19 protein-coding genes are annotated in these 26,060 nt (G+C 45.8%); 11 read left to right on the top strand and 8 right to left on the bottom strand.

Translation table 11 applies throughout. The features are described from left to right. Positions 1 to 16: 16 nt before the first annotated feature. The 3 genes from BW944_RS05470 to BW944_RS05480 form a co-directional block, all read right to left on the bottom strand. Positions 17 to 1,762 carry an Ig-like domain-containing protein gene (locus BW944_RS05470; RefSeq protein WP_076557541.1) on the bottom strand — a complete coding sequence of 582 codons (1,746 nt, stop codon included), beginning with the start codon at positions 1,760 to 1,762 and terminating at the stop codon, positions 17 to 19. A 78-nt stretch (positions 1,763 to 1,840) separates the two neighbouring features. Further along, positions 1,841 to 3,217, bottom strand: a complete 1,377-nt coding sequence (locus BW944_RS05475; protein WP_076557543.1) for a S8 family peptidase — start codon at positions 3,215 to 3,217, stop codon at positions 1,841 to 1,843. A gap of 318 nt (positions 3,218 to 3,535) precedes the next feature. Then, positions 3,536 to 3,991 (bottom strand): Rrf2 family transcriptional regulator, encoded by a 456-nt coding sequence (locus BW944_RS05480; protein ID WP_076557545.1) that lies wholly within the window; start codon positions 3,989 to 3,991, stop codon positions 3,536 to 3,538. Between the two features lie 153 nt (positions 3,992 to 4,144). On the opposite strand from BW944_RS05480, the gene hmpA reads away from it, so the two are divergent. After that, positions 4,145 to 5,332 carry an NO-inducible flavohemoprotein gene (gene hmpA, locus BW944_RS05485; RefSeq protein WP_076557547.1) on the top strand — a complete coding sequence of 396 codons (1,188 nt, stop codon included), beginning with the start codon at positions 4,145 to 4,147 and terminating at the stop codon, positions 5,330 to 5,332. A 131-nt stretch (positions 5,333 to 5,463) separates the two neighbouring features. On the opposite strand, the gene BW944_RS05490 is transcribed toward hmpA, so the two are convergent. Continuing rightward, positions 5,464 to 6,843: an O-antigen ligase family protein gene (locus BW944_RS05490; RefSeq protein ID WP_076557549.1), complete on the bottom strand. Its 1,380-nt coding sequence runs from the start codon at positions 6,841 to 6,843 to the stop codon at positions 5,464 to 5,466. A gap of 237 nt (positions 6,844 to 7,080) precedes the next feature. On the opposite strand from BW944_RS05490, the gene BW944_RS05495 reads away from it, so the two are divergent. Further along, positions 7,081 to 9,597, top strand: a complete 2,517-nt coding sequence (locus tag BW944_RS05495; RefSeq protein ID WP_076557551.1) for a phosphodiester glycosidase family protein — start codon at positions 7,081 to 7,083, stop codon at positions 9,595 to 9,597. Between the two features lie 64 nt (positions 9,598 to 9,661). Further along, the gene (locus tag BW944_RS05500) at positions 9,662 to 11,125 is read left to right on the top strand and encodes a Na+/H+ antiporter NhaC family protein (protein ID WP_076558065.1); all 1,464 of its coding nucleotides are present in this window, start codon (positions 9,662 to 9,664) and stop codon (positions 11,123 to 11,125) included. 106 nt (positions 11,126 to 11,231) lie between these two features. Here the strand turns inward: BW944_RS05500 and BW944_RS14975 are convergent, their stop codons facing one another. Beyond that, complete coding sequence (locus tag BW944_RS14975; protein ID WP_076557553.1) at positions 11,232 to 12,344, bottom strand: hypothetical protein; 1,113 nt, start codon at positions 12,342 to 12,344, stop codon at positions 11,232 to 11,234. Between the two features lie 132 nt (positions 12,345 to 12,476). Here BW944_RS14975 and BW944_RS05510 point away from each other — a divergent pair, with 132 nt between their 5' ends. Beyond that, positions 12,477 to 13,973, top strand: coding sequence for an Ig-like domain-containing protein (locus tag BW944_RS05510; RefSeq protein ID WP_076557555.1), 1,497 nt, complete (start codon positions 12,477 to 12,479; stop codon positions 13,971 to 13,973). A gap of 12 nt (positions 13,974 to 13,985) precedes the next feature. Then, complete coding sequence (locus tag BW944_RS05515) at positions 13,986 to 14,444, top strand: hypothetical protein (RefSeq protein ID WP_076557557.1); 459 nt, start codon at positions 13,986 to 13,988, stop codon at positions 14,442 to 14,444. Between the two features lie 37 nt (positions 14,445 to 14,481). Here the strand turns inward: BW944_RS05515 and BW944_RS05520 are convergent, their stop codons facing one another. Next, positions 14,482 to 15,402: a prenyltransferase gene (locus BW944_RS05520; RefSeq protein WP_076557559.1), complete on the bottom strand. Its 921-nt coding sequence runs from the start codon at positions 15,400 to 15,402 to the stop codon at positions 14,482 to 14,484. Positions 15,403 to 15,555: 153 nt separating this feature from the next. Here BW944_RS05520 and BW944_RS05525 point away from each other — a divergent pair, with 153 nt between their 5' ends. The 6 genes from BW944_RS05525 (at position 15,556) to BW944_RS05550 (ending at position 22,781) form a co-directional block, all read left to right on the top strand. Further along, positions 15,556 to 15,999 carry a YkvA family protein gene (locus BW944_RS05525; protein WP_076557561.1) on the top strand — a complete coding sequence of 148 codons (444 nt, stop codon included), beginning with the start codon at positions 15,556 to 15,558 and terminating at the stop codon, positions 15,997 to 15,999. Between the two features lie 115 nt (positions 16,000 to 16,114). Beyond that, complete coding sequence (locus BW944_RS05530) at positions 16,115 to 17,287, top strand: MFS transporter (RefSeq protein WP_084193642.1); 1,173 nt, start codon at positions 16,115 to 16,117, stop codon at positions 17,285 to 17,287. A gap of 309 nt (positions 17,288 to 17,596) precedes the next feature. Further along, positions 17,597 to 19,093: a PTS mannitol transporter subunit IIBC gene (locus BW944_RS05535; protein ID WP_076557563.1), complete on the top strand. Its 1,497-nt coding sequence runs from the start codon at positions 17,597 to 17,599 to the stop codon at positions 19,091 to 19,093. Positions 19,094 to 19,122: 29 nt separating this feature from the next. After that, on the top strand, positions 19,123 to 21,231 hold the full coding sequence (locus BW944_RS05540; protein ID WP_076557565.1) for a BglG family transcription antiterminator: 2,109 nt from the start codon (positions 19,123 to 19,125) through the stop codon (positions 21,229 to 21,231). Further along, on the top strand, positions 21,224 to 21,658 hold the full coding sequence (locus BW944_RS05545) for a PTS mannitol transporter subunit IIA (protein WP_076557567.1): 435 nt from the start codon (positions 21,224 to 21,226) through the stop codon (positions 21,656 to 21,658). Before BW944_RS05540 ends, BW944_RS05545 begins: the two co-directional genes overlap by 8 nt. Position 21,659: 1 nt before the next feature. After that, positions 21,660 to 22,781 (top strand): mannitol-1-phosphate 5-dehydrogenase, encoded by a 1,122-nt coding sequence (locus BW944_RS05550; RefSeq protein WP_076557569.1) that lies wholly within the window; start codon positions 21,660 to 21,662, stop codon positions 22,779 to 22,781. A gap of 449 nt (positions 22,782 to 23,230) precedes the next feature. On the opposite strand, the gene BW944_RS05555 is transcribed toward BW944_RS05550, so the two are convergent. Then, positions 23,231 to 24,445 carry an iron-containing alcohol dehydrogenase gene (locus BW944_RS05555; RefSeq protein ID WP_076557571.1) on the bottom strand — a complete coding sequence of 405 codons (1,215 nt, stop codon included), beginning with the start codon at positions 24,443 to 24,445 and terminating at the stop codon, positions 23,231 to 23,233. Next, positions 24,442 to 26,010 carry a long-chain-fatty-acid--CoA ligase gene (locus BW944_RS05560; protein WP_076557573.1) on the bottom strand — a complete coding sequence of 523 codons (1,569 nt, stop codon included), beginning with the start codon at positions 26,008 to 26,010 and terminating at the stop codon, positions 24,442 to 24,444. Before BW944_RS05560 ends, BW944_RS05555 begins: the two co-directional genes overlap by 4 nt. Positions 26,011 to 26,060: the final 50 nt, after the last annotated feature.

Consider the following 26,060-nt stretch of genomic DNA (forward strand, 5'->3'; position numbering starts at 1 on the left):
TATGAAGTGCAGTTGTCTAGTCCGATGAACTGTCAGGTATATCGAGAAAGTTGTTTTCGATAAGTACCGGCAAGGACTGCAGCGATTCGGGTATGGCATAAATATAGTAGTCTTCTCTTCCCTCGTCCAACTTCAGTCTGATCTCTTCACTTGTAATAGCAGAATCGGTGATTTTAAAAGGCTTGTAATATCCTGCGTTGAGCATGAGAAACGAATGGTCTTTATTGTATCGGAAGACCCCTGCTTCAAATTCATGAGAAGAGGCCCAGTCGTAAGCTTCGTCTGTCAGTTGCCCCATAGTGACCCGTTTCAGAGTACTCGATTCCTGTCGGGACCAGATTCCATCTTTATCATAAAGAAATAGGATTTTTCCTTCCGGTGTCTGGAACGTATAGACACCTTCCTTTTCAAATGAGTATGATTGCCCGAATTCCACACTATCCTGATTACCATCAGGCGTTTCGACCTGGATGCTACCGAACAGATAGTCTCCGGAAAAGGTGACCTGATTGTCGCTTGTCACCTGTATATCACTGTAATGAGGTCTGCCGTTGATAAGAAGGGAAGGGACTTCGGGTTCAGCTTTCTTTTCGGTTTCCTGAAAGAAAGACTCGAGTTCTTTAATGGTCTCCTCGCTCGGCGTGCCGATTTTATTCAGATTAGCTATCACATCTTCGTATGGATAACGAACGACTTTGAAATCTTCAGCGAAACTTTCAGTGTAGGAGTTTTCATAAGTCTCGTCGAAGTCCGTGTAGTTCCGGATGGATGAGTAAGTATCCCTGGAAGGTTCGAAAAAGAAATCGAACATATGGCCGAGCTCATGATAAAAAGTCTTTGGTGCTTCTTCCTGAGTAGCCGACAGATAAATGGTACTGTCCGACCGTTTAGCGAAACCGTTGATTCCTTCAAATGTGTAGGGAGTGCTGACTACAGTGATATTGTCCGTATATGATGTGGCGTAAGGATAGTCGATCAACGCATTATAAAGTTCTTTGTCCGCTTCGAACATACCTTCGTTCGTATGATCAGCTGCCATCGTAGCGCGTTCTTCGTTGTAGGTTATGGAAGTTTCGGAATAATTGTACTGGTTGAAATATAAAAGGTTATACCTCGCTTCCATTCCACGCCTCAGGGCATCAAGTTTGGAGTGGACGGCAGACGTATAAAAGTGGAACCCATTAATATCAAGGTAGTGACTGTTCACTTCTTCAAGTTCTTTCTGTAAATCCTTCATTTCAATAAAAAGCTGTTGTTTTGAGATGTCCTGCTGCAGATAAGACTGATCCTCTTCTGTCCACTTCCAGTAAGAGGTATCATGAACAGATTCTATGTTCGTATTTTTTACATAGGGGGGAAGCGTTTTATCTGCACTGAATGTTTTCTTCTGATTACCATAAGGTTGAACGGTGAATGTGCGGGATGCTTCTTTTACGAGCGTCTGTCCGTGCCTGTCCGTTAGTGCTTCCTCAACCACGAGTGTATAGGTTCTACCTGAAGTATAACTTTCCTGGGGAGTGACTTTGACTCTATCCAAGTCCGGCAAGGAGAGAGAGACAGGATGGATAGCGCCATCAGAATCTTCAATGTAGATATGATCGGAAGCTTTCTGTAGAAAACTGTCTTTGTCCGTGCCCATATTTTTGTTGAAATCAATGGACCAGCTCTTGTCCGGAGTGACGTTCCACGCGTCTTCCGCATGGGTGAACAAAGGATAGAACAGAAATAAGAATAGGAGAAAGCCTGTGATTTTTCGAGTCATCGAGTCACCTCTTTTTTTGTTGCGCAGCTTTACATAATCCATTGTAACAACCAGAAAAAGAAGCAGACGTCACGCATCCTATCGTACAAGGAAGTCCTGTTGTACGGAATTGTTGATCTTTTCTCCATTTTCCGTCAGTACGTTATCTTCTACGTATAAAGTATAAGAAGAGTTTCGTTCATAACCGAAAAAAGGTGGGTGGATTTCTATGGAATCTTCTGCGTATGTTATATTGACTCTTTCCTTGTTTCCCCGCTCATCTGTAACATAAACATTTCCTTCCACGGAAGAAGGGCGTATAGCTTTGTTGAATTCGACGGTCCATGTTTTATCGGTCGAAACGTTCCTGCTACTGCCGAATTCATCGAATAACACTTCGCGTATAGCAGGACCGGGAAGAACGGTGCCATACCCAAAGTAATTATCCTTGCCGGCTGAACCGAGGTCGAGTGCAGCCAGTTGCATCAGATTTTTTATCTCATTTCCCTGCAGGGAAGGATCCAGACTTTTCATCATTGCGACGATGCTCGCAAAGACGGGCGCAGAAAAGGATGTTCCACTTTTATAGCTATAACTCCCGTCAGATTTGGTGGTGTATATGTATTCCCCTGGCGCAGAAAAATCGATGTTGGAATTATAGTTGGAGAAGTCGGAATGAGTCATGCGTTCCGAATGGGAACCGATGGAAAATACCGAATCATGGGAAGCCGGATAGAACCGGGAGCTGCTTCCCTCATTGCCAGCAGAAGCGATGATGATCACTCCCTTGTCAGCGGCAGTTTCCATAGTGCGCTCTTCTGTACTCGAAAAAGTTTTGGATCCGAGGCTGAGATTGATGACATCGACATTTTTCTCTAAAGCGAAATTCACAGCACGTATGATGTCTGAGCTGGACCCTTTTCCATCCTCGTCCATGATCTTTATGGGAAGGATGTCGACATCGTAGGTGCCGGTGTACCCTGTAATCCCCAAGTTGTTTCCGGCTGTAGCGGCAATGGTCCCTGCTACTTGAGTACCGTGCCCATTGGAATCCGCTGTGTTCGTGTTATTGTTGATGAAATTGTAACCATCCTTTCTGATTTTCCTTTTCAAATCGGGGTGTACCGCTGATATGCCACTGTCGATGACTGCCACGGTAACTGTATTCTCGGCTTTTTCAGCATAGCTGAAAGCTCCTTCAAAGGGGAGGACCTCCAGCGGCCATTGCCGGTAAGAGTAAGTATCCTGTAGGGTAACGTCTGATTTGGTTCGTGTGACGCTCGGTTCAGATATAGCGTCTTTTGAAGAAGTCGGGTGAGGGGTTATCCACATATTCACCTCTTCCAAGTATTCCGCATGCTCCGGCAGGTCAGCAGGAGTACTGGCAGGATCCTCAGGCATATGTATCGTTTCCGTTGCGTGAAGCGTCGGAGAAAAGAATAGGATAGCTGTGAAGACAAAGAAGAATATTCTCAAAATAAGCGGCTCCTTTCGAGTGCTGTTCTTAATAGTATTCATTCTATTATCGACTTGAAGTCGATAGAGGGAAATAGGTGTTTCGTCTCAAAAATATACGTGCCAGGATGGATGATGGAGATGAAAGTTCGAGGATCCAGGCTTATGATTGATAAAAATGAAAACAAACTAAGATTAGTGGGTAAAGCCATCCGTCGATGACCTTACCCACTAATCTTAGTATGTTTCATCAATATTCGTTTACCAAGGGGCATCAATTTGAGGATCGAGCTTCAAGTTTCTATTATCCATTTTGCCCCAATTATTAAAGCCATAGGTTTAGGAAGTGGGAGAATCATATCCGATCCCCAATATATGCTGCAGCTCCTTATTGTTTTCTGTGATATCGGCCAGTGTGTAAGAATCGAACACTCTCAAAAATTCCCGGAGTGCCTGTCCGGTGATTCCTTTCAGCTTACAGACCGGGGAAATGACGCAATAATCCGTTTCACAACTGAAGCATTCAAATAGGTTGAAATCATCTTCCATCAGGCGAACGACTGCCCCGATATTGATGGAAGCAGGTGCCGTGGCGAGACGGAGGCCACCATTCCGGCCGCGGATCGTTTCGATATATCCTGCTTTTTGTAGCTCGTGGACAATTTTTGCAAGGTGGTTCAAAGATATATCAAAGACGTCTGAGATCTCTTTTTTGCTCGATAGTGTATTTTCCGGTTTTGACGCAGTATAAATTAGGACACGCAGAGCGTAATCCGTATATTTTTTAAGTCTCATAAACTATTCCTCATTTTTTCTTTATCGTATCATACTCCCTTACTTCTTAGTTAACAAAATAGTCATAAAAGATGTATTTATGATATTGCTTTAAACAAACGGACCTATTACTATTAATGATATATTGGAAATATATCTTATGGAGGTACTTATATGACTACACAGGTAACAAGCAGACTCGATGAAAGAACGAGAGACATTATCAAGTCGACCGTCCCTGTACTTGCAGAACACGGCGAAGCGATAACGACCCATTTTTATAAAAGAATGTTCGAAGACCATCCTGAACTGAAGAATATGTTCAACATGACTCACCAGAAAGTGGGGAAACAACCGAGAGCCCTTGCTAATGCTGTCTATGCAGCTGCCCAGAACATTGATGACTTGAGTGCTATCGCCCCTGCTGCGGAGACCATAGCAGAAAAGCACGTCAATCTGAATATTCAGCCTGAACATTATCCGATTGTAGGAGAATACTTACTGAAAGCGATCAAAGAAGTGCTCGGAGATGCGGTAAATGACGAAATCATAACCGCCTGGGGTGAAGCGTACGGTGAAATCGCTGATGTATTCATCCAAATAGAAAAGAAAAAGTACGCAGAGAGTGCCTGGACCGGTTATCGTAATTTCAATGTCGAAAAGAAAGTGAAGGAAAGTGAAGAAATAACTTCTTTCTATCTACTTCCGGAAAATGGCGGAAGCCTGCCATTCTATCGTCCAGGTCAATATATAGGGCTGAAAGCGGACATTCCCGGATATCCTTATACGCAGCTGAGACAGTATAGTCTGTCTGATGCTCCGGGAGAGGAGTATTTACGAATCAGTGTAAAACGGGAGAGCGGCACGGATGAGCTCCCTGCAGGTCTTGTATCGACGTGGTTGCACGACCAGGTGCAAGAAGGGGACGTGTTGCCTCTAAGTGCCCCTGCCGGTGATTTCTATCTCGATGAATCCGGCAAGCTTCCGGTAGTATTACTCAGTGGAGGGGTAGGGGTCACCCCGTTGATGAGTATGTATAAAAAAATACGGGAGGAACGGGACGTCTATTTCATTCATGCTGCCAGAAACGGAGGCGTTCATGGATTGAAAGAAGAGATGTCTGGTTCCCGCACATACGTCATCTATGAAACTCCATCCGAGGAAGATAAGACGATGGGAGCTTTTCATAAAGCTGGCTATGTAGATTTGGACTGGTTGAGGACTGTGGTACCTAAAGAAGCGGACTTCTACTTCTGTGGACCGGAAGGATTCATGCGTGCGATGAACGGGTCACTCCATGAATGGGGGATTCCTGAAGAAAATATCAATTATGAATTTTTCGGACCAAAAGGAAACATTTGATACAGAAGGACAGAAGACGGAAAGCGACTTATCTACCAATCCGGAGTATTGATTAGTAAGCGTGAAATAAGGAAAATACTAAAAAACACAGCAGCACGGAGTTACCACTCTGCGCTGCTGTGTTTTTATTGTCAGGAAATGATTTTCTCCTTGTGGGCGTAGGTCGTATACACGTAACTCAGTGTCAGACCCGTCACTAACCAGAAGATCACATTAAGCTGAGGTATGAAGATAAGGTTGTTCGCCAGGTTTTGTCCGAGGAACGTTCCGGTCCCGATGAATAGCCCCGCTAAAAGCAATTGGTTCAACAAATTTTTGTTTCTGTTTTTGAGGAACTCTTTGCCGATGAAATAAAGCAGATAGAGATAGATGGACAGAAAAGAGAGTAACCCGAAAATTCCCGTTTCTGAGGCGACTTTCAGGAATGAATTATGTACGGAATAGGCATCATGGCCGACGTATAATTCAGGGTATTTCTCTGTGTAGTCGCTGTATCGAACCAGATAATTACCTGCGCCGACACCAAGTACAGGATTATCTTTGAACATGACCCACCCGGTCTTCCATAAAGTGGTTCTTGAAACGACAGCTCTCTCCGTCGATTCCTTGTTGGCAGCTGCGGCATCGCTCTGCTCTTGATCAGGACTTTCCTCACTGTTGAACTGAAGCATTCCTGTCGGGATCAGAGATTCGATCACGAAGAAGGCAGAAGTGGTTCTTTCCTGCACATCCGGAAGGTTCACTACAGAGATTGCCAAAAGCAGTGCCGCGATAACCATCGGGATGCTCTTGAATCCATTCCAGAAACGTTTAGGCATCGTCATTAAGACCATGATGATCGCCAAAGCCATGATGAACCAGGCGGATCTCGTGTAAGTGAAAATCTGACTGATGACAAGCAGGGCAAAAAATCCGAAAAACAGTAACTTTGTACGTGTCCGGGTGAAATAGAGAATAGATAGAAATAAAAATGCAGGAAGGATGAAATTGATCAGTCCCGCGAAATAGTTAGGGTTTGTAAACGTCGACCCTACACGTCCCCACGCTTCAGTCAATGCGTAGAGACCAGCTTTGTTCAGGTTGAAATCAACGACAAAAGAAAAAATGCCGTAAGTGACGACAAGGAGGACAGACATAAGGAAAGTAGTTGCAATCGTGACGTATTCCCTATATGTGAACGTCGTTTTGGTAACGATTATGAATAAAAAGATATAAGAAACGAATCGTACGATTTCCAGTATCCCTGGAAGCGGAGCTTGGGCCTGGGTAAGAGAGACGACGGAAATGAACGCAAATGCTCCTAAAAGTATCAGGAAGATCTTTATCGGAAATGCGTTCAGTCTGATGTTCTTCTTCCAGTAATCATAAACGAAAGACAATGTGAGCAGTGGAATAAGTACCACTTCAGTCGACAAAGGGATAGGACCGATTTCTACTCGGAACGGAATCAGTGGTACGAGAAATATAGTAAGTATCGTTAAGTAAAAAGTCAGGCTATGTTGCTTCAACATGTCGGAAAACGCTCCTCATTAAATTTAAGCATTATTTGTAATTTGTTATATTGAACATTCTTATTTATATTATCACAGACGATGGTTATCTTACACTAGGAAATTATGAATGTTTCCTGAATCCTATCATAATACATATAGCACATTGATGTTTTTTTCGAGGAAGATTATAATAAATAAATGGTAGAAAGTGTTAGAGAGTGTCGAGTATATCATTTACAAATCAGGAGGAGTAGGATGCAACTTAGAAGAATGTACCTTGTACTGATATTTTTGTTTTTGGCCCCTGTTACAGCCCATGCAAGCTGGAATGTAACGGACGAATTCGAACCCGCCCCTACAGTCGATTATTTCAGTAAGGAAGGTGTGAGTCAGCAGTCCGACTTGTTGAAAGTGAACGTTTCCGATCCAAAAACTACTATTAAATTAGGCACCCCTGCCGGTAGTCCCGGACTGGCGACACTTACGGAACAGGCTCAGAGAATGAGTCATCCCGGAAATAGAGTGGTAGGCGGGGTCAATGGTTCTTTCTTTCATTTTTCCCATCCCTACGGCAATGGAATGCCGGCGTATTTTGTAATGAATAAGTCGAAGATTGATCGTCTTGGTGCCGTATCCTCGGACCCGGGAGATTACTTTCATGATCCGGCCGCCTTCGGTATGGATAAAGGAGGAGAACCGGTTATAGGAGACTTCGAATTGGATATGCAATTCACCTATAAAAACGAACAACGGACGGTCGATACGATGAATACAGCCAGAGGTGCTGGAGAAGCCGTCGTGTATTCCCAGTCCTATCGCTACGATTATACACGCACTAATACATATGGAATGGAAGTTGTCATAGAGAACACAAATAAAAGTATCGAAGGTGGAGAAGTGGAGTTCGGAGATACGATCACCGGAGAAATAACTTCGGTGAGACATTACGGAGATTCGGAGTACGCCACGATTCCTGAAGAGGGGTATGTGCTATCCTTCGGAGGGTGGTCTTTATCGAAGGAATATGAAGAGATGAAAGTCGGGGAAACGGTATCTCTGAACGTAGATATAGCCGACAAATGGAAAAGTACCAGCTTCATGCTGGGAAGTGGTCCGAAACTTGTGCAAAACGGAAGAGTGGATATCTCCATGCAGGATAGCAGCTATCGCTATACCCAGCGCGCCCCGCGTACCGCAGTGGGGACGAATGCGGACGGAAGCGAGGTGTTCCTCGTAACTGTCGACGGCCGACAATCGAATGCCCTGGGAATGACCATGGAAGAGTTCGCCGTTTATTTAAGAGAACAGGGAGTTTATAACGCGATCAACCTTGATGGGGGCGGCTCTACGCAAATGGCTGCGCGTAACCATGCTTATATTTATCCTACCATCAAGAACACTCCTTCTGACGGGAGACAAAGGTCGATAGCCAACACATTGCTTGCTACAGTGAATAATGGAGAAGAAACGCCGACTTCTGTTTCTTTTTATAAAGAACAGAACGGCAAGGTTTTCCCCGGAGCTTCTGTAGCCATGGACCTGCATAGAGTATTCGATGCTTATAATACATTGCAGACGGATGTTACTGAAAAGGATGTGACCTGGTCTGTAGAAGGTGGCGTCGGTTATATGGACGGATCGACCTTTATAGCCGAACAGCCGGGAGAAGGGGAAATCGTAGCTGAAATCGGCGAAGCACGCGCCGAACGTGAGATTACAGTGACGACCGATATTGCCGAGATGAAGATTAGTCCGGAAGAAGTATTACTCGATACGGAAGAATCAAAACAGTTCCAAATAACAGCTAAAGATGAAAATGGTGAAAATATCATCTATGAGCCTTCTTCAGTTGAGTGGAACGTTTCCGGAGAAGCGGGAACTATTACAGATAGTGGATTACTTACCACCGGGGCTTCCAGAGCTGCGGGAGAAGTGACGGCACGATTAGGGTCGACCTCTGTCAGTGCTGACATAGCCGTCGGCCGGGAGCCTGCAGATATATCAGGTTTTGAGAACGGTCAAGCCTGGAGTGTACAGACGGCGCGAAGTGATGGAGAAGTCAGAGGCTCGAAAGGAATTGAGCCTGTCGGAGCAGGGGACTATTCTCTACGTCTCGAGTATGATTTCGATATCGGGGTGAAAGGTATTGCTGCCACCTACGCCAAGTCCGAAGCACCCCTGTCTATCCCTAGCTCACCGAAGCAGCTTGGTGTACGTGTCCATGGAGATGGGGGCGAACATTGGCTCCGGGCCCATATTGTAGATGGAGAAGGGGAAAGACACAACGTCGATTTCACCGAAGAGGACGGTTTGGATTGGACCGGTTGGAAATATGTCAAAGCAGACCTCCCTGAAGATCTGCCGCAGCCGATTACCTTCTCCAGAATCTATCTAGCCGAAGCTTCTGAGAATGAAAAAGATCATGGTGTGATTTTCCTCGATGAACTGAAAGCTCTCTATGACAGTACCGAGGTGGAATTGCCTGAAGCGACGGATTACCAGGTTGTAACTCCTTCCAAAGAGTGGACCGTAGAGTTCAACCGGGAAATGAATCCCGAAACGTTCACTTCTGAAACAGTTTATATATTGGATAACCAGGGCGACCGCCATGAGACAAGTTTGAGATTCAACGACAAACGTGATAAGGTATTTGTCTCAGCAGACGATTTGACGATGCCGGAGGCCTATGAACTTGTCATAGAGAAAGATGTGGAAGCGGCGAACGGGAATCCTATGGAGGAGAAAGCAACTAAATTATTTTTAACTAGATAAGACTGCACCCGAAATATTCAGAGAAACAGGTGTGGAGAAGAATCTGGAAGTGAGGGATTTTCTTATGAGTGAGGAAGGATCAATAAATGAAGCTACAGGAGATAGAGAAATAAAACGATTGGATTTTCGCGGCGGAGCTTTCGCCGCGACCATTCCTCTCGTTTTTTTCATTGTTTGGGCGATTACACTTAGTCTGACGAACCTTGTGACAGAACGTGCCCTGATTCTGGGTGTTGTCATCGGCGTCGGAATAGGGTTGTTTTTTGTTAAATCCAAATGGGCGGACTATGCTCAATCACTGATTAACGGCATGGCACAACCTGTGGGTATTGTAGCGATTATCGCTTGGTTTTGGGCCGGGATGTTTGCGACACTTTTATCTGCCGGGGGTCTCGTTGATGGGCTTATTTGGCTCGGCTTTCAGACAGGCCTGCAAGGGGGAGGTTACGTAGCCCTCACCTTCGTGCTCGCCTCGTTGTTTTCCACGGCAGTAGGTACCGGTTATGGAACGGTGGCTACGTTTGGTATTTTGATGTATCCGGCGGGGATTGTACTGGGGGCTGACCCTGTCATATTGCTCGCTGCAATTTTAAGTGGAGCTGTCTTCGGTGATAACCTGGCCCCGGTATCTGATACGACGATTGTTTCTGCTACGACGCAGGATGCTGATGTTCCGGGTGTTGTTCGTTCCCGTTTCAAATATTCGGTAGCCGCAGCAATTCCTGCTTTCATTCTTTTCTTCTTTACAGGAGGAGGGGGCGATGTGGGAAATGCATCTCTCATCGCCGAGCTAGAAAATGAGGTAACTGCTGGTGGTCTGCTGATGATGATCCCTTTTGCGCTCGTACTTTATTTGGCGCTGAGCGGCCAGCATCTGATCACTTCTCTCACATGGGGAATTGTTACAGTCATCGGCTTCATTCTTTTCATGGACGTACCTTTGACATCGATCGTACACATTTATGAGAACGATGCGGGCGATGCCGTGATTGATGGAGCTCTTATTGATGGAATCAGTGGGTATTTCAATATGGCGATACTCATACTGTTCATCATGGCAGCCGCTTACCTTATGGAAGCTGCCGGTACTATGGAAAAGATCAAGGATTTCTTTCTTGGTATCATCAATAATGTCGTCCGGCGCGCGGAGCTGACGATGTTCGGGATCGTGGCTTTTCTGAATATGTTCATTACGATCAATACAGCCGCAGAAATTGCAGCTGCACCCTTCGTAAGAAAAATCGGTGAAGAAATGAATATCCACCCCTATCGTCGTGCTAACTTCCTTGATACTGTCACTTCAGCTCTCGGGTACATTTTCCCGTGGAGTGCAGGTGTGCTTTTGGCATGGACGACTATACAGAATGCTGCCGAGAACTATGAGTATGTAACCGTCGTCTCGCCGATGGAGGTATTTCCATTTGTTTATCAAGGGTGGGGCTTACTTATAGTAATGTTCATTGCTGCCTGGACCGGATGGGGGCTCAGATACAAAGGAAAACGCGGAGAAGAAGTGAAACCTGATTAGAAAATGGTGAACTCTTTTCAACTAGATCTGAATCAATATGAAAAAGCTGAAGACCCGTGATTTGTGGGTCTTCAGCTTTTTTTGAATCAGGAGAAAAATGGGTATGTCAATTGATAGTGAAATTCATCTGTACGGCATGTTTAAGGCTAACATTCTTCTGTTGGTCAAAGGATTGTGCAATCACTAGTGTGTATTGTTCGCCTTTTGCATAAGGTTGATCAGGAATGACGTCGACAACATCATTTTCAGCATCATATACAGCATCAACACTCACAAGTTCCATGTTTTCATCGAACACGAAAAAGTTGAGAGTGTCCGCTTTTTCCTGATTCATACTGCTGCTGAATTGAACACTCCATGCTTTATGTTCATCAGTCGATTCTTTGTCAGCAAATGTCTCTTTATCTTCCTCTTCGACTTTATCCTTCACTTCTTCTTGATTCTCATTCAACAATTCTTCCAGTTGCAGAACTTCCTGTCGATGTTCGAGGAGTTCTTCGTCCAATTCCTGCATAAAATCGAGTTCCGTTTCTGTGCTCACTTTTTTACTGATCCAGTCTTTCAGGGTGCTGATTTGTTTTTCAATGGCATCCAATTTGTTAGATTGGGCGCCCAGTTTGCCGGAAAGACTATCAATACCTTCGTCCATACGGGCAAGTTCTTCGTCCTCAGCCTGTTCTTCTTCTTCTGATACCAGTTCTTCTTCGTCCTCCTCATCAGAAGTGTCCTCGTCTTCATCAGAAGCGTCCTCGTCTTCGTCGGCAGAGTCCTCGTCTTCATCAGAAGCGTCCTCGTCCTCGTCGGCAGAGTCCTCGTCTTCATCAGAAGCGTCCTCGTCTTCGTCGGCAGAGTCCTCGTCTTCATCAGAAGCGTCCTCGTCTTCGTCGGCAGAGTCCTCGTCTTCATCAGAAGTGTCCTCATCATCCTCATCTGCGTCGTCCTCAGAATCCTCCTCTAGGTCGAAATAATCTTCAAGACGGTCTTCTATTTGTTCGTTACCTTCCTCGATTCGTTCCAAACGATCAAGAATCGTTTCTGCGCGTTTTTCGGCAATCTCCGTAAATCGCTCTGTCTTCACATCGACAGGCTGCATTTCCATCGTGGGATTATTTCCTTTACCTGCGTGATCCGGTTTCTCAGCCATGACCGTGACAGGGGCAGCTGAAATAAATGCTGCTGTCGAAACGGTTGCGAAAATCTTTTTCCAATTACTGTTCATTATAATAGCCTCCTTTTCGATTCTGTTATTATTATCGACATAAAAGACTCCAATCAAAACTATACTTTTGAACCAATTCCTTTTTTGAAATAAGTCTGAAATATATGTAAAATAATTGTAAGGAGGGATATGATGTTCAAATATTTTTTAGCTGCTTTTATTCTTCTTTTTACAGGAAGTGCAGGAGCAGTACATGCCGAAAGCACGGAACATGCAGTATCAAGTAATAAAAAGTGGAAGGTGGAATTCAATACACCGGTTACCCTGGAGTCTGCCAAACAGGCCGTTTCAGTGAAAAACACTGAGACTGGAAAAGAAATAGCGATTAAAGTCCGTAATCAAGATGAGGAATCCATAGTCGCTATTGAACCTCCGGAAGAAGGATATACATATGAGAGTACATACAATTTGGAAATATCAGATGAAATTGTAAGCGTCCAGGGAATCCAAGCTGAAAATACTTTTTCTAAAAAATTCACGGTAAAAGAGGATCCCTTTGGCTCATGGCATTCGGTTCGTACATTTGATATGGCTAATGAGACAACCGTCCATTTACTCGCAGACGAACCGGCACCTGAATTGACGAATGATGTCAGTGATATGTTCGATGAATATGATGCTTCTTTCAAGTTGGGTCTCGATACTTCCACAGGAAAGAAAATTATGGATTTTCCGATAGAGAAGAATATCTCGTTTCTTCGTAATGAACGGGAAAACATAGACTCGCTGTTCCGGAAAATCGACGATCAGGTATTCATCTATTCGGAACGTGCGGATTCGTCACTGACGGAAGACTTTGCCTTTTACGTAACAGATGAGGATATAAAATCTATTTCCTTTTCATTCGAGGATGGGGCTGATTCGAATTCAATATTGAATACTCTTGGAGAATTTAAATCTCAAAAAGAAAATCGATATCTGCAATCAACATTTAATAATGCATTTGGAAAAACTTTACATTCCGTTTATGAGTTTGATGAACATACACATACAATGGAGGAAACATCTGAGTTGACTCAGGGGGAAGTCAGACAACAAGCGGAGAGAAATTATCAAAATATAAATCGTATCTTCTATGACGATTTAAGTGCTTACGAAAGAGGCGAGTTTGAAACTAGAGATTTCTCCAGAATAAGAAGTGACTTAAGTACTTATGCTACAGGAGAAATGCTGAATGGTTTGGAAGATGCTTATTACTCTGTCTGCACCGGCTGTGAAGCCTGGTTCATGAGTTCGGATTGGTCATGGGAGATCCATCAGAATACACTTGAGAACACTTCGGAGCGTATAATTGTCGAAGCTGCTGAAAGAGAGAATATGCTAACAAGTGGAGGGTTCGATCTTTTGACACTCAGGAAGGAAAATGAAGTATGGAAATTGCATGACTTGGGAGGGTCATCTTTTTCAGAGCTACGTCACTTGTCATTGAAGCGAGAGGAAGCGAAAACTGTACTTAGTAACCATTTGAACACCTCTGAAGAACAAATTAATTTTTCCGGAACTTCCAGCGATAACGTTTGGGTCGGAGAAGGTGAAAATTTCGAGACAACGACTTATCATTTTGTGTATAATGGAAATGAATACAAAGTAAAATCGGCCACCGGCAATGTGGCTCAAGTATATGAATGATAAGGAGATGCCATGAACATTAAATATCTCATAATCGGATTTCTGGTCACCTTCGTCATAGGCGGAGGAGTTATGATGTATTCCTGGTTCACTACGGAGGCTGAAGTCGAGGACGAGGAAGTTTCGGAAATTACTGAATCCTCTTATCAGCTTGAAGGGTCAGAAGGTTCAGCGAATGTCAAAGAGGACTATGAAGAATTGATGAATCAGGCTGAGGCACGCATCAGCAGTTTGGAAGAGCAGGTCATGGAGGATATGAATGGGAATGCTTCTTACATGGAGCTCTACCAGAAGTATCAATCCGCGGCGAAAGATCTGGAATCGAATACGGATGAAACGTTCGATAATCTTCATCAGCAATTGCTGGATGAAGGGGAAGAGGACGAAGCCGCCGTCCTAAAAGAACAATACCAAGAACAGAAGAAACAGTGGCGTCAGTCCATTGTCGAAGAAGTGAAGGATAGACTTTAATTGAAAAGAGGTTCCGACCCATAGGGTCGGAACCTCTTCATATGAAAATCCCGATCCACACGGCAGCCACAAGGGTGAGGATAAGTAGCATTTTTTCTCCATTCGAAACGTGGATAGGGTCTTTGATATCAAGCCGCAGAACAATAAGAATAGACACAATCGAAAGTGCGAGAATGCCGACGGCAGCTGTCGTTCTTTCGGGGAAAAGCCACAAGGAACAGACTCCACCCATAAAAAAATATAACACTGCTGGAAAACGGCTGTAGGCATCTCCGAACTTTTGTTTCATCCACACCACACAGGTGACTTTAGGCGGGGAGGCTTGTTCGTCCGCAAAACGGTCAGGAATATGGTGGACCATTACCCAGGCGATGGAAAACAGGGAAATGATCAAAGCATTCTGGAAAGCCCAGAGAGGCGGCTGATCTGTCAAAAGCCATGCGCCGCCGAAGCCTACAGAAAATATGGCTGGAAAGGTGGCGCCCCACTCGCCGATCCAGGGATAATAGCTGAGTCTGATGGATGGAAGGGAGTAAGCCGCGGCGGACCAGAGACCGACTGCCAGGAGCGTAGCAATTTTTATAAAGCCGAGGAAAAAAAAGACAAAAATGAAAGCTGCGATGGCGCTCATGGAAATAATGCCGATTTGACGAAGAAGGTCTGTGGTCATCATGCCTTTTTGTACAACTCGGCTCCCGCCCGAAAGAATGCCGGGACTCTTCCCATCGGTCCCGGAAATAGTGTCCGTGTAATCATTGAGAACATGGGTCAAAAAACCGTGGATCAAAAGTGTTCCGAAAAGCAGAAGCCCGAGAACCAGCAGTAGTTGTGAAATAGGATAAGAGTAGTAAAGGTACATGGGGAGCATAGTAGTGATGATGGCTGCAAAACTGGAGAACAGTACAGCTATAAGTCTGAACAATGTCAGCCCTGTCTGGAACAGAGTAGGAGTTTTCATAGTAATCCCCTTTCATCTTTATATTTTATTTTACAATTATCGTAAAAGAATAGCAATTTCGTTTTGTTCTATTTCCCGGGAAATGAATGGTAGGCAAGGACGTTTATCGGAATAACATAGGGGAAACATTGCAGTAGAAGGAGTGGATGTATTATGAAACGGAACTTTGACCCGAAAAAGCTTTATCAGAATTTTATGGAAAAGAACAGAGGCACGGTAAGAGAATATATGTCGAATCCTGAAAAAATGAAGGAATTGTTCCAGAATGCTGATGAAAAAGCGGAAAAGAATGAGGGTTACCTACAGGAAGGTGTCGGGAAAATCAAACTTTTAGCGTCGCTCCTCCGGGCTTATAAACGGAAAGAATACCGGGACGTATCGAATAAGACGATGATCATGGTAGTCGCTACGCTTCTTTATTTTGTGATGCCCATTGACGCCTGGCCTGATTTCCTTCCTCTGGGTTATGTAGATGACCTTGCTCTGCTTGCGTATACGATGCGCACAGTCAATGAGGACCTGAAGGCGTTCAAAGAATGGAAAGATCTACAGAGTGACGGAGAAGATAGCGCTGAAAGCACTCGGGTAGATGTGTGATAATAAGGAAATGACTCCTGAGAATTCAGGGGTTATTTTTTATCATATATCATATATCATATATAGTTGCGATTTGCAGTGAAACCGATATATTAAAAAGGAAGGAGGGATTTCATTGAAGGGGAATGCATTGACAGGTGTTCAGCACCTGATGTTTCTGGCCGCGATTTTCTGTTTCTGGTTCGCTACCTACATATATGTACCGACGTTCAGTGTTTATCTTGAAAGGATCGATTTGGTCTATTCTCAGATCGGAGTGATACTGGGGGCATATGGCATCACTCAAATAGCGTTACGCTGGCCGCTCGGAGTCTTTCTGGAATGGTTGAGCGGAAGAAAGAAAAAATGGCTGATGTTCGGGTTCCTCTTCGCTACGCTGAGTGGCAGTATACTCGCGCTGTTCGAAACGTTCACGCTTGTACTGGTCGGCCGCCTTCTCGCAGGAGTGACCGCTTCTATGTGGGTGATGGCGACGATTATGTATGGGCAATACTTCCCTCTGCATAAAAGTACACAGGCTATGAGTACAATGCAATTCATGACGGTATTCACCCAGTTCGTCAGTATGGTGCTCTGTTCTTTGCTGATCAGCTGGTTTGGCTGGGACTTTCCGTTCTGGACCGCTGCTGCTTTCAGTGTAGTAGGAGCTGTACTGTTGCTATTCATTCCGGAAGTCGTGTCCGGGAAGGAGGAAGAGAGGACTTCGTTCCTCCGTATTTTCAAGCAAACCATGAGAATGAAAGAAGTCTGGGGCATTGCCAGCCTGTCTCTTATCGGTCACGCTGTTCTGTTCGTTACGATTTTCGGTTTTTCTCCGTTATACCTTGTGGAGCTCGGTTATTCGGAAGAAATGATTACTTGGCTCGTTTTCGCATTTTTCATCCCTCATATGTTCACCTCTCTCGGTCTTGCCTATGCTCCTGTGAAAGAAGAACATCACTTCAGGATATTGTGGGGAAGTTTTATAGGGGCGTCCATCTTTTTATTATTCGTGCCAACCTCTTCGCTCGTCCTGTTTCTATTGATGCATGCAGGAGCAGGGTTCACGCTTGGCATGGTCTTGCCGATGCTTCTCGGGAGAGCTGCTTCCCTCGGGAATAGTGGGAACGGTATGGCAGTGATGGGGATGTTCCAGTCCTTGTACGCCATCGGTATTTTCATCGGTCCATATATTTCCGGAGAGCTTGCGAATGTGTGGAATCTCGATGCCACCTTTTATTTTGCATCCTTTCTTGCACTTACGGGCGCACTGATTACATTCATAATGAAAAAACCTCTGGAGAGGTAAGGAATACTCCGTCATACAAACTGCGTATTTTTTTAAAAATAACGCAGTTTTTTCTGTTTTTGGGGAGTATAGTGAATAACTGCCAATCTGTAGTCTTCTTTCCTATGTCATATTGAGGAGGTGTAGAGGGGGGGGATACTAGCACTTAATGCTCCTTGTTTCCTGAAGGAATTCCGTGGCACGCATTCTTGATTGTTGTTCTTTTAAATTTTTGTCACCTCTTCTGTGACAAACCCATGTTTAGATTGTGTTGTTTCCTTCCTGCAACCGCTTTACCATTAAAGTAACAACACAAAGGAGGAATAAACGATGTCACAAGAATCGAATAAGACAGGAATCCGCGCGAAAGTACAGAAGTTTGGCAGCTTCCTTAGCGGAATGATCATGCCGAACATCGGAGCTTTTATCGCATGGGGTATTATAACTGCATTATTTATTGAAGACGGATTTTGGCCGAACGAAGACATGGCTTCTCTTGTCGGTCCGATGATCACTTATCTGTTGCCACTTCTGATCGGTTTCACCGGTGGACGCCTTGTACACGGTCTGCGTGGAGGAGTGCTTGGTGCAATAGCGACGATGGGTGTCATTGTCGGAGCTCCTGAGACGCCGATGTTCATGGGTGCCATGCTGATCGGTCCATTTGCAGGGGTTATCATCAAGTGGATCGACAATGCGCTCGAAGGAAAAATACGTTCCGGTTTCGAAATGCTCGTAAACAACTTCACCGCCGGAATCGCCGGTGCTATCATCGCAGGTATCGGTCTGTATCTGATCGGTCCGGTAATTGCCGGGCTGACGACAGTGCTCGGTGCAGCAGTTGAACTGATGATCAACTGGGGTGTATTGCCTCTCGTTAACCTGTTCATCGAACCTGCGAAAGTGCTATTTCTTAACAATGCGATCAACCATGGTATTTTAAGTCCGATTGCGGTTGACGAGGCTCAGGAAACCGGAAAATCGATTTTGTTCCTGCTAGAGACGAACCCGGGTCCTGGGCTTGGTGTCCTGCTGGCTTACATGTTCTTTGGTAAAGGGGTCTCCCGTCAGACAGCACCGGGGGCTGCTATTATCCACTTCTTCGGTGGTATCCATGAAATATATTTCCCATATATTCTGGCAAAACCGAGCTTGATTCTGGCGGCTATGGCTGGTGGTGTCACAGGTACCGCGACATACGTAGCTATGGGTGTCGGTGCGACTTCGACTCCGTCCCCGGGTAGTGTTTTTGCTGTTCTCGGTCTGACAGCTCGTGGGGATCACCTGGGAGTACTGTTGGGTATAACGTTATCTACACTCGCTTCCCTTCTAGTAGCATCCTTCATTCTCAAGTTGAGCAAAGATAAAGGGGAGACGGATCTGGATGAAGCGACTGCCAAAATGGAAGGCATGAAAGGCAAGAAGAGCAGCGTGTCTTCTGCGATTACAACCGGATCTGAGGCTGATGAAGGTGAAAAAGAAACAGGGGAAGCCACTGCACAGCCTGCTGCTGCCGAAGGTGTCCCGAGCGTGGATATGAGTGAAATCCACAAAATCATTTTCGCCTGTGACGCGGGGATGGGTTCAAGTGCTATGGGAGCTTCTCTTCTTAAGAACAAATTCAAGAAAGAGGATATCAACATCGACGTAACGAATAAATCCATCAACGATCTTCCAGATGACGTCGATATCGTCATTACTCATAAGGATTTGACCGAACGGGCGAAACAGAAAGTTCCATCGGCTTATCATGTTTCTGTAGAGAACTTCCTGAACAGCCCTAAATATGATGAACTTGTCGAAGAATTGAAGAATTCCGATAAGTAATCGATTCAGTCAAGAAGGGAGGTGATCCGTTGTACGTTACCGGACGTGAACGAAAAATCCTGGAGCTGTTGTTCGGGGAGGAAGACGTGACGATCAAAGGGCTCGCTGAAGAGCTGGCAGTCAGTACCCGAACCATTCACAGAGATCTGAAAGGTCTGGAAACGATGCTCGAGGATTCGGCTATAACGATCGAGCGTACGGATCATTTCCTTATTCTTTTGAAGGGGGACGAAGAAGAGAAAGAGGAAGTGAAAGCCCGGGTGTTTGGTCAACCCTTTGTTGATTACACCGCAGATGAAAGACAGCTCCTGTTGCTTTCCAAATTGCTCGAATCGAACGTTCCGCTCAAACTCATAGGGCTTGCCTCAGAACTGAATGTGACGGTGGCGACCGTCAGCAACGATTTGGACAGGGTACAGAAGCATGTGGAAAACTTCGATTTGAAACTAGTACGTAAACGTGGATATGGCGTGGAAATTATCGGGGAAGAGAAACGGATCAGGGAAGCGATGAGCAACCTTATCATGACCCACATGAACGAAATCGACTTCCTGTCTCTTCTCGGAACTCACGCTACGAGTAAAACAGTGATCAATGATATCGCCCAGCAATTACTCGGCCTTGTGAATGTGGAAGCTCTTACAGTAATTGAAGCGGCAGTCCGAGAAGTGAAAGAGACGCTCCCCTATGATTTTTCAGATGATGCCTACGTCGGGCTGGTCGTCCACCTGGCTTTAGCGGTGGAGCGGATAAGACAGAAAGAGACGATCGAAATAGATAATGAATACTTCCTCCACATGCAAAAAGGCAAAGAGTTTGAATCGGCAGAGCTTCTCGGAAAGAAACTGGAGGAGAATTTGAACCTCTCCATTCCTGAAGCGGAAATAGCTTACATCACTGGACACTTGATGGGAGCCAAGGCCAGGTTCACCCAAGAGTACTGGCTGGAGGATTCTAGTCTGAGTACGGCATTCAAGGCTAAGCAGCTGATAGAAGTCATGACCAAGCGAACGGACTATGATTTTCATAGTTCGGATCGCCTCCTGAACGACCTCGTTGTGCACCTTAAGCCGAGCATTTATCGATTGCAACAGAACATGGACATCGTCAATCCATTTACGGCTCAACTGGAAAATGATTATCCGGACTTGTTTTTTCTTTTGGAAGAAACACTTCAGGAAGTGTTTCCGGACGTTACTTTTCCGAAAGACGAAGTCGCTTACCTCGTAATGCATTTTGCATCGGCTATTATCAACATGGAGGACCGGAAGGCTGTGAAAACTTTGGTCGTCTGTTCAAGCGGAGTAGGAACGGCAAAGATTTTATCGGCGAAACTCACGCAACAGTTTTCCTCAATTGAGTCGGTCGAACACGGTTCTTTATTCGACCTGGATCGAAAGCCGCTCGAAGATTATGATCTTATCATTTCGACGGTGCCTCTTCATAAGACCGTCGAGTATGTTCTCGTAAACCCGGTTTTGCAGGAAAAAGACGTTCAGAAAATAGAAGCAGCTATCCGCAAACTGCAAGTGTCTTCCCGGCTAAAAGAAAGAGCGACGACGGCACCAAGTCAGAAAGAGTCCTGGACGTGGGAAGAGACGAGGGAAACTATCGGAAAAGCTAAACGTTATGCCGAGGCTCTCAGTGAAGTCCTGGACGCTTTTTATGTGACGGATGCCAAGGGGAGGGATTCCAACGAGTTTCTTCACCATATTATCGGGGAACTGGCAGAAAAGGACCTCCTGCCTTATGATCCCCGGGTTGTACAGCAATTACTGGACAGGGAAGAAGTAGGGGGGCTCGGTATTCCAGGCACCTCTGCTGCTTTATTTCATACAAGGACGGAAAGCGCCGGAAGTATATCATTCACGGTACATTTTCTGGAGCATCCGGTAACTGTGAATAGTATGGATGGAGATAGTATCGATGCAGATACGGTTCTTCTCATGCTTACCCCACCTGAACCACCTGAAGAAAGTCTAGAAACGCTCAGTTTCATCAGTTCTCTTTTTGTGGAAGAAGAGGAGTCCAGAGAGGTGCTTGAGTCAAAAGAAGAGGCGCGTTTGAAACAATATTTTTCCAGGCGTCTGAACCATTTCTTCAATTCTAAAATAAAAGGAGACGATAGCAATGAGTAACGTATTGACAACGGAGAATATACGTTTGAATGAAACGATCAATTCGAAAGAAGAGGCTGTCAGGGAAGTGGGTGGTATTTTGCTGTCTCAAGGATATGTAGAAGAAGCGTATATCGACACCATGATGGAAAGGGAAGAAATCACCTCTACGTACATGGGGAATTATTTAGCGATTCCGCACGGTACAGAAGCTGCGAAAAAATCCGTCAAAGAAACGGGGATTGCGATCATCACTGCCCCTGAAGGCGTGGACTTCGGTGATGGAAATATTGTGAAACTGATTATCGGGATTGCAGGTAAAGGGAATGAACACCTCGATATCCTCTCGAAAATCGCCATTGTCTGCTCAGAAGAAGAAAATATCGATCGTATTTTGAACGCTCCTTCGAAAGAGGAGATCATCAATATTTTTAATGAGGTGGAGTAGTATGAAAGCTGTACATTTCGGTGCCGGGAATATCGGTCGTGGCTTTATCGGGGAATTACTGTATAAGTCGGGATATGAAATCGTATTTGCTGACATCAATGCAGAAATCATAGATGAACTGAACGACAAGCAGTCGTACAATGTCCACTATGCAGGTAGCGATGAAAAGCTTACCGTAGAAGGCGTGAGCGGGGTTAACAGCTCCAGTGCGCCGGAACAACTGACAAAAGCGATCATGGAGGCGGACATCGTAACTACTGCAGTAGGGCCGAACGTACTGCCTCACATTGCACCAGCGATTGCAGAAGGACTCAAAAATCGAAAAGAGGCACAGAAAGCCCCGATCCTTGTCATCGCATGTGAAAATATGATCGGAGGCAGCAGCCGGCTGAAAGAAGAAGTCGTGAAAATCGCGGGGGACGACGTACTTGACTCTGCAGGCTTCCCGGATTCGGCGGTGGATCGTATCGTTCCGCTCCAGAACAACGAAAACGTTCTGGACGTCAGTGTGGAACCATATTTCGAGTGGGTAGTGGAGAGAGGGACCTTCCCTGAAACCCTGCCGGAGGTCCATGGTCTCACTTACGTAGATCGTCTGGAGCCTTATATAGAGCGGAAACTTTTCACGGTCAATACAGGCCATGCTGCTACAGCGTATAAAGGGGCGGAGAAAGGGTATGAAACCATCAGGCAGGCGATGGATGATGAAGACATCGTCAATCACGTACGACGAACCCTCATGGAAACCGGAAAGGTTCTCATAGAGAGGTACGGTTTCAATGAAGAGATGCACCGGGATTATATCGATACGATTATCGAAAGGTTCCGGAACCCTGATCTTTCCGATTACGTCACGAGAGTAGGAAGGGGCCCGATGCGTAAACTGGGACTGGAGGACCGTCTCGTGCGACCGGCCCGTGCCCATCTCCAGATGTTTGAGGAGGCCCCGGTCCACCTTATTTCAACTATCATATCCGCTTTGTATTACGAAAATGAAGAAGATAAAGAAGCAGTGCAACTGAAAGCATTACGGGAAGAGCACGGCCCTGTAAGTGCTCTCAAAGAGATTACAGGCCTAGATGATTCCGACGCCCTGATCCAGGCGGTGGCAAAACGGGTCTAGGGAAAAATGAAGGCTACCCTGAAAATAAATATTCAGGCGGACGCTTTCCACGGGCAATGCTTCAGCCTCCTCGTTTCCCTGCGGGGTCTTCAGCTACCCGAGTTCCCGTCGGAGTCGCCGCCTTTCTCTTTATCCACGCTATCAAACTCGAATCATAACAGATCCCGAAAATTTTCATGTATCATGGTGCAAATATCTTTGCATAAACGTCTCTGTTATCGTTTATTGTTGATTTTCATCCCTACGGGTGGAAGCTTGCCGCGGGCATGACGTAAACTTCCAGAATCTCTCTACGTTCGATTCTGGTGATTTTTGAGTTCATGCTTCTCCCGCAGGCGTCTCCACCCTTCGTTCTAAAATCAATAACCGGCTTTAACAGAGCTAAAATAAAAAAAGCCGGGAGGACCCGGCCGGTGATAGCCCTGCTCATCCTGCACGGATGACGGGGCTTAATTATTGCTTATTTTCCTGTAGATATCGGCCATCTCCTTTTTCTGCATAAGCTTCGGTACAGGGTATAAAGGGTGCGCTTCCTGCATGGAACGTTCGACCATAGTGGGAATGTCTATCTTCTTCACTTCCGGGAGTTTTGAAGGTATGTCCATTTCTCTGTTCATCCGGCGGATCGCTTCAATGAAAGTTTCTGCCTTTTCCCTATCACTCATGGAGAGGTCTGTAATTCCCGCACTGTCGGCAAGGTCCGCAAGTCGTCCATGGATAGTTTCTCCGTAGTAATCAAGGACATATGGGAGAATGACAGCGTTAGCGAGTCCGTGCGGTGTACGGTAGAAACCTCCGAGTGTATGAGCGATGGAGTGGACATAGCCGACATATGCTTTTGTGAAAGCGAGTCCCGCATAGTAGGCAGCTTCCTGCATGGCAGCTCTAGCTTTTTTATCGTAAGGCTCATGGTACGTTTTCAACAGATTACCGAAAACGAGTCGTACCGTTTTCCGGCTCAAAAGTTCGGTTTCTTTCGTATTGCTTCTTCCGATGTATGCTTCTATCGCATGAGTCAACGCATCCATCCCCGTCATCGCTGTCATATGCGACGGGAGGTCGAGAACCAGGTTTACATCCAACACAGCCCTGTCAGGAATGAGCGACAGATCAATCAGCGGATATTTCTCCAGCGTATCCGGATTGGAGATGACCGTGGCCGCGGTTCCTTCACTTCCGGTTCCAGCAGTTGTCGGAATCGCTATGAGTGGCGGGGTTCTGCGGCGGATGTGGAACAGACCTTTCATCTCTTCAATCGTTTTCTCCGGACGGGCCACTTTGGCGGCTACTCCTTTGCCGCAGTCAATAGCCGATCCCCCGCCAAAAGCCACGATGGCCTGACAGTGGTGGAATCGGTATTCATGGAGGGCATCACGGATATTTTCGAGCGTCGGGTTCGGTACGGTTTCATCGTAGATGACGTATCCGATACCCTCCTCATGCAGTTTCCTGAGAAAAGACTCCATAAGCCCTGCTGCTCTGATCCCTTTATCAGTGACAATCAGCACCCTCTCAAACTTCTCTTCTTTCAGCTTCCCGACCAGAGTATGAACGCTGTTTTCCCCTTCGATAAGTTCTGGACGGCGCCAGGGAAGAAAACGGCTCGAAAGATGCATAGCTCTTTGGAACGAGCGGTAACGGAGTGCCTCTCCTCGACTGATCATTTATCTTCACCTACCAGGTTGCGAAGCTTCACTTTCTGGATTTTACCGCTTGCGGTTTTCGGAAGTTCCTCGATGAAAGTGACGGAGGTCGGACACTTGAAGTGCGCCAGTTTCTTCTTGGAAAATTGGATGACTTTTTCTTCCGTCAATCCGCTTCCTTCTTTTTGAACGATGATTGCGTGAGGGGTTTCTCCCCATTTTTCGTGTGGAAGGGCAATCACGGCAGCTTCCTGAATATCCGGATGATCATAGAACACGCTTTCCACTTCAATGGAGGAAATGTTTTCCCCACCGCTGATGATAATGTCTTTTTTGCGGTCAGTGATAGCTACTCTGCCGCGATCATCGATGGTACCCATGTCTCCCGTATACAGCCACCCGTTCTGAATCGTGCGGTTGGTTTCTTCGTCGTTCTTCCAGTACCCTTTCATGACGCCTGGACCTTTTACAATGACTTCTCCGACTTCCTTTCCATCTCTTTGTACTTCTTCTCCTGTTTCGTCGACGACCCGGACTTTGGTGCTGATCACTTCCAGTCCGGCTTTCGCTTTTGCTTCGTAGTACTCATCCCCTTTGAGAGCATCCTCCTCCGTGGAGATATAAGAAGCTGTACTGAGCGGAGACGATTCAGTCATGCCGTATACCTGATAGAATTCCCAGCCGATCTCTTCTTCGATCTCCTTTACGAAAGCTTTAGGCGGAGCGGAACCCGCGATGACGAGTCGCATCGTTTCCGGGATGGGAGGTTTGAGCTCGTGATACTTGCTGATTAGTCCGTTCAATACAGTCGGTGCCATGTGCATGACAGTAGCTTCGTATTTCTTCGCTTTCTCGAGGATTTCTTCGGGTATCACTTTTTTCTGCATCACCTGTGTCGCCCCGTTTGCTGTGTAATAGAATGGGGAGCCCCATCCGTTTACGTGGAACATCGGAAGGATATGGATCAACGTATCCCTGTCTGATACACGCAGGTGGTGCTGGATGGAAAGGGCATGCAGATAATTGTTTCTGTGCGTGAGCATGACTCCTTTAGGATTTCCGGTAGTACCGCTTGTATAGAGAAGCGTGGCTGTATCGTCCTCTTTCACATCGGCGCGGGGGAACGGAGTCTCGGGAAAAGATGCGAGCCAGGAGTTATAGCCGGCCATTCCATTTTCTTCTTTGTCTCTTCCGTGGACGACGATATGTTCCACCGTTTCCAGTTGTTCTACAATAGGTTCGATTAACGGCACCAGTTCGTAATCGACAAAGAGCACTTTGCTTTCGCTATGGTCCAGTATGAAGCGGTAGTCTTCAGGTTTGAGGCGAGTGTTCAGCGAAACCATCACCGCTCCCGTCTGAAAAACCCCGTAAAACCCTTCGTACATCTCGAGTGTATTCGGAGCAAGGTAAGCGACGCGGTCCCCTTTTCGGACACCGAGACTGTCCAGGCCATGGGAAAGTTGCTGGACCCGTCTGTTTACCTCCTGATATGTATGAGTGTTTTCATCCTGGTCGACGATCGCTTCTTTTTTTCCATAAATCATCACAGCTCTGTCCAAAAAGTCCGTTAGTATCAGTTCCATTGCCCATACCTCCTTCATGTATTAGGAAAAGTATACCACATTTATGTAAG

This window comes from Salimicrobium flavidum, assembly GCF_900156645.1.
Taxonomy (GTDB): domain Bacteria; phylum Bacillota; class Bacilli; order Bacillales; family Halobacillaceae; genus Salimicrobium; species Salimicrobium flavidum.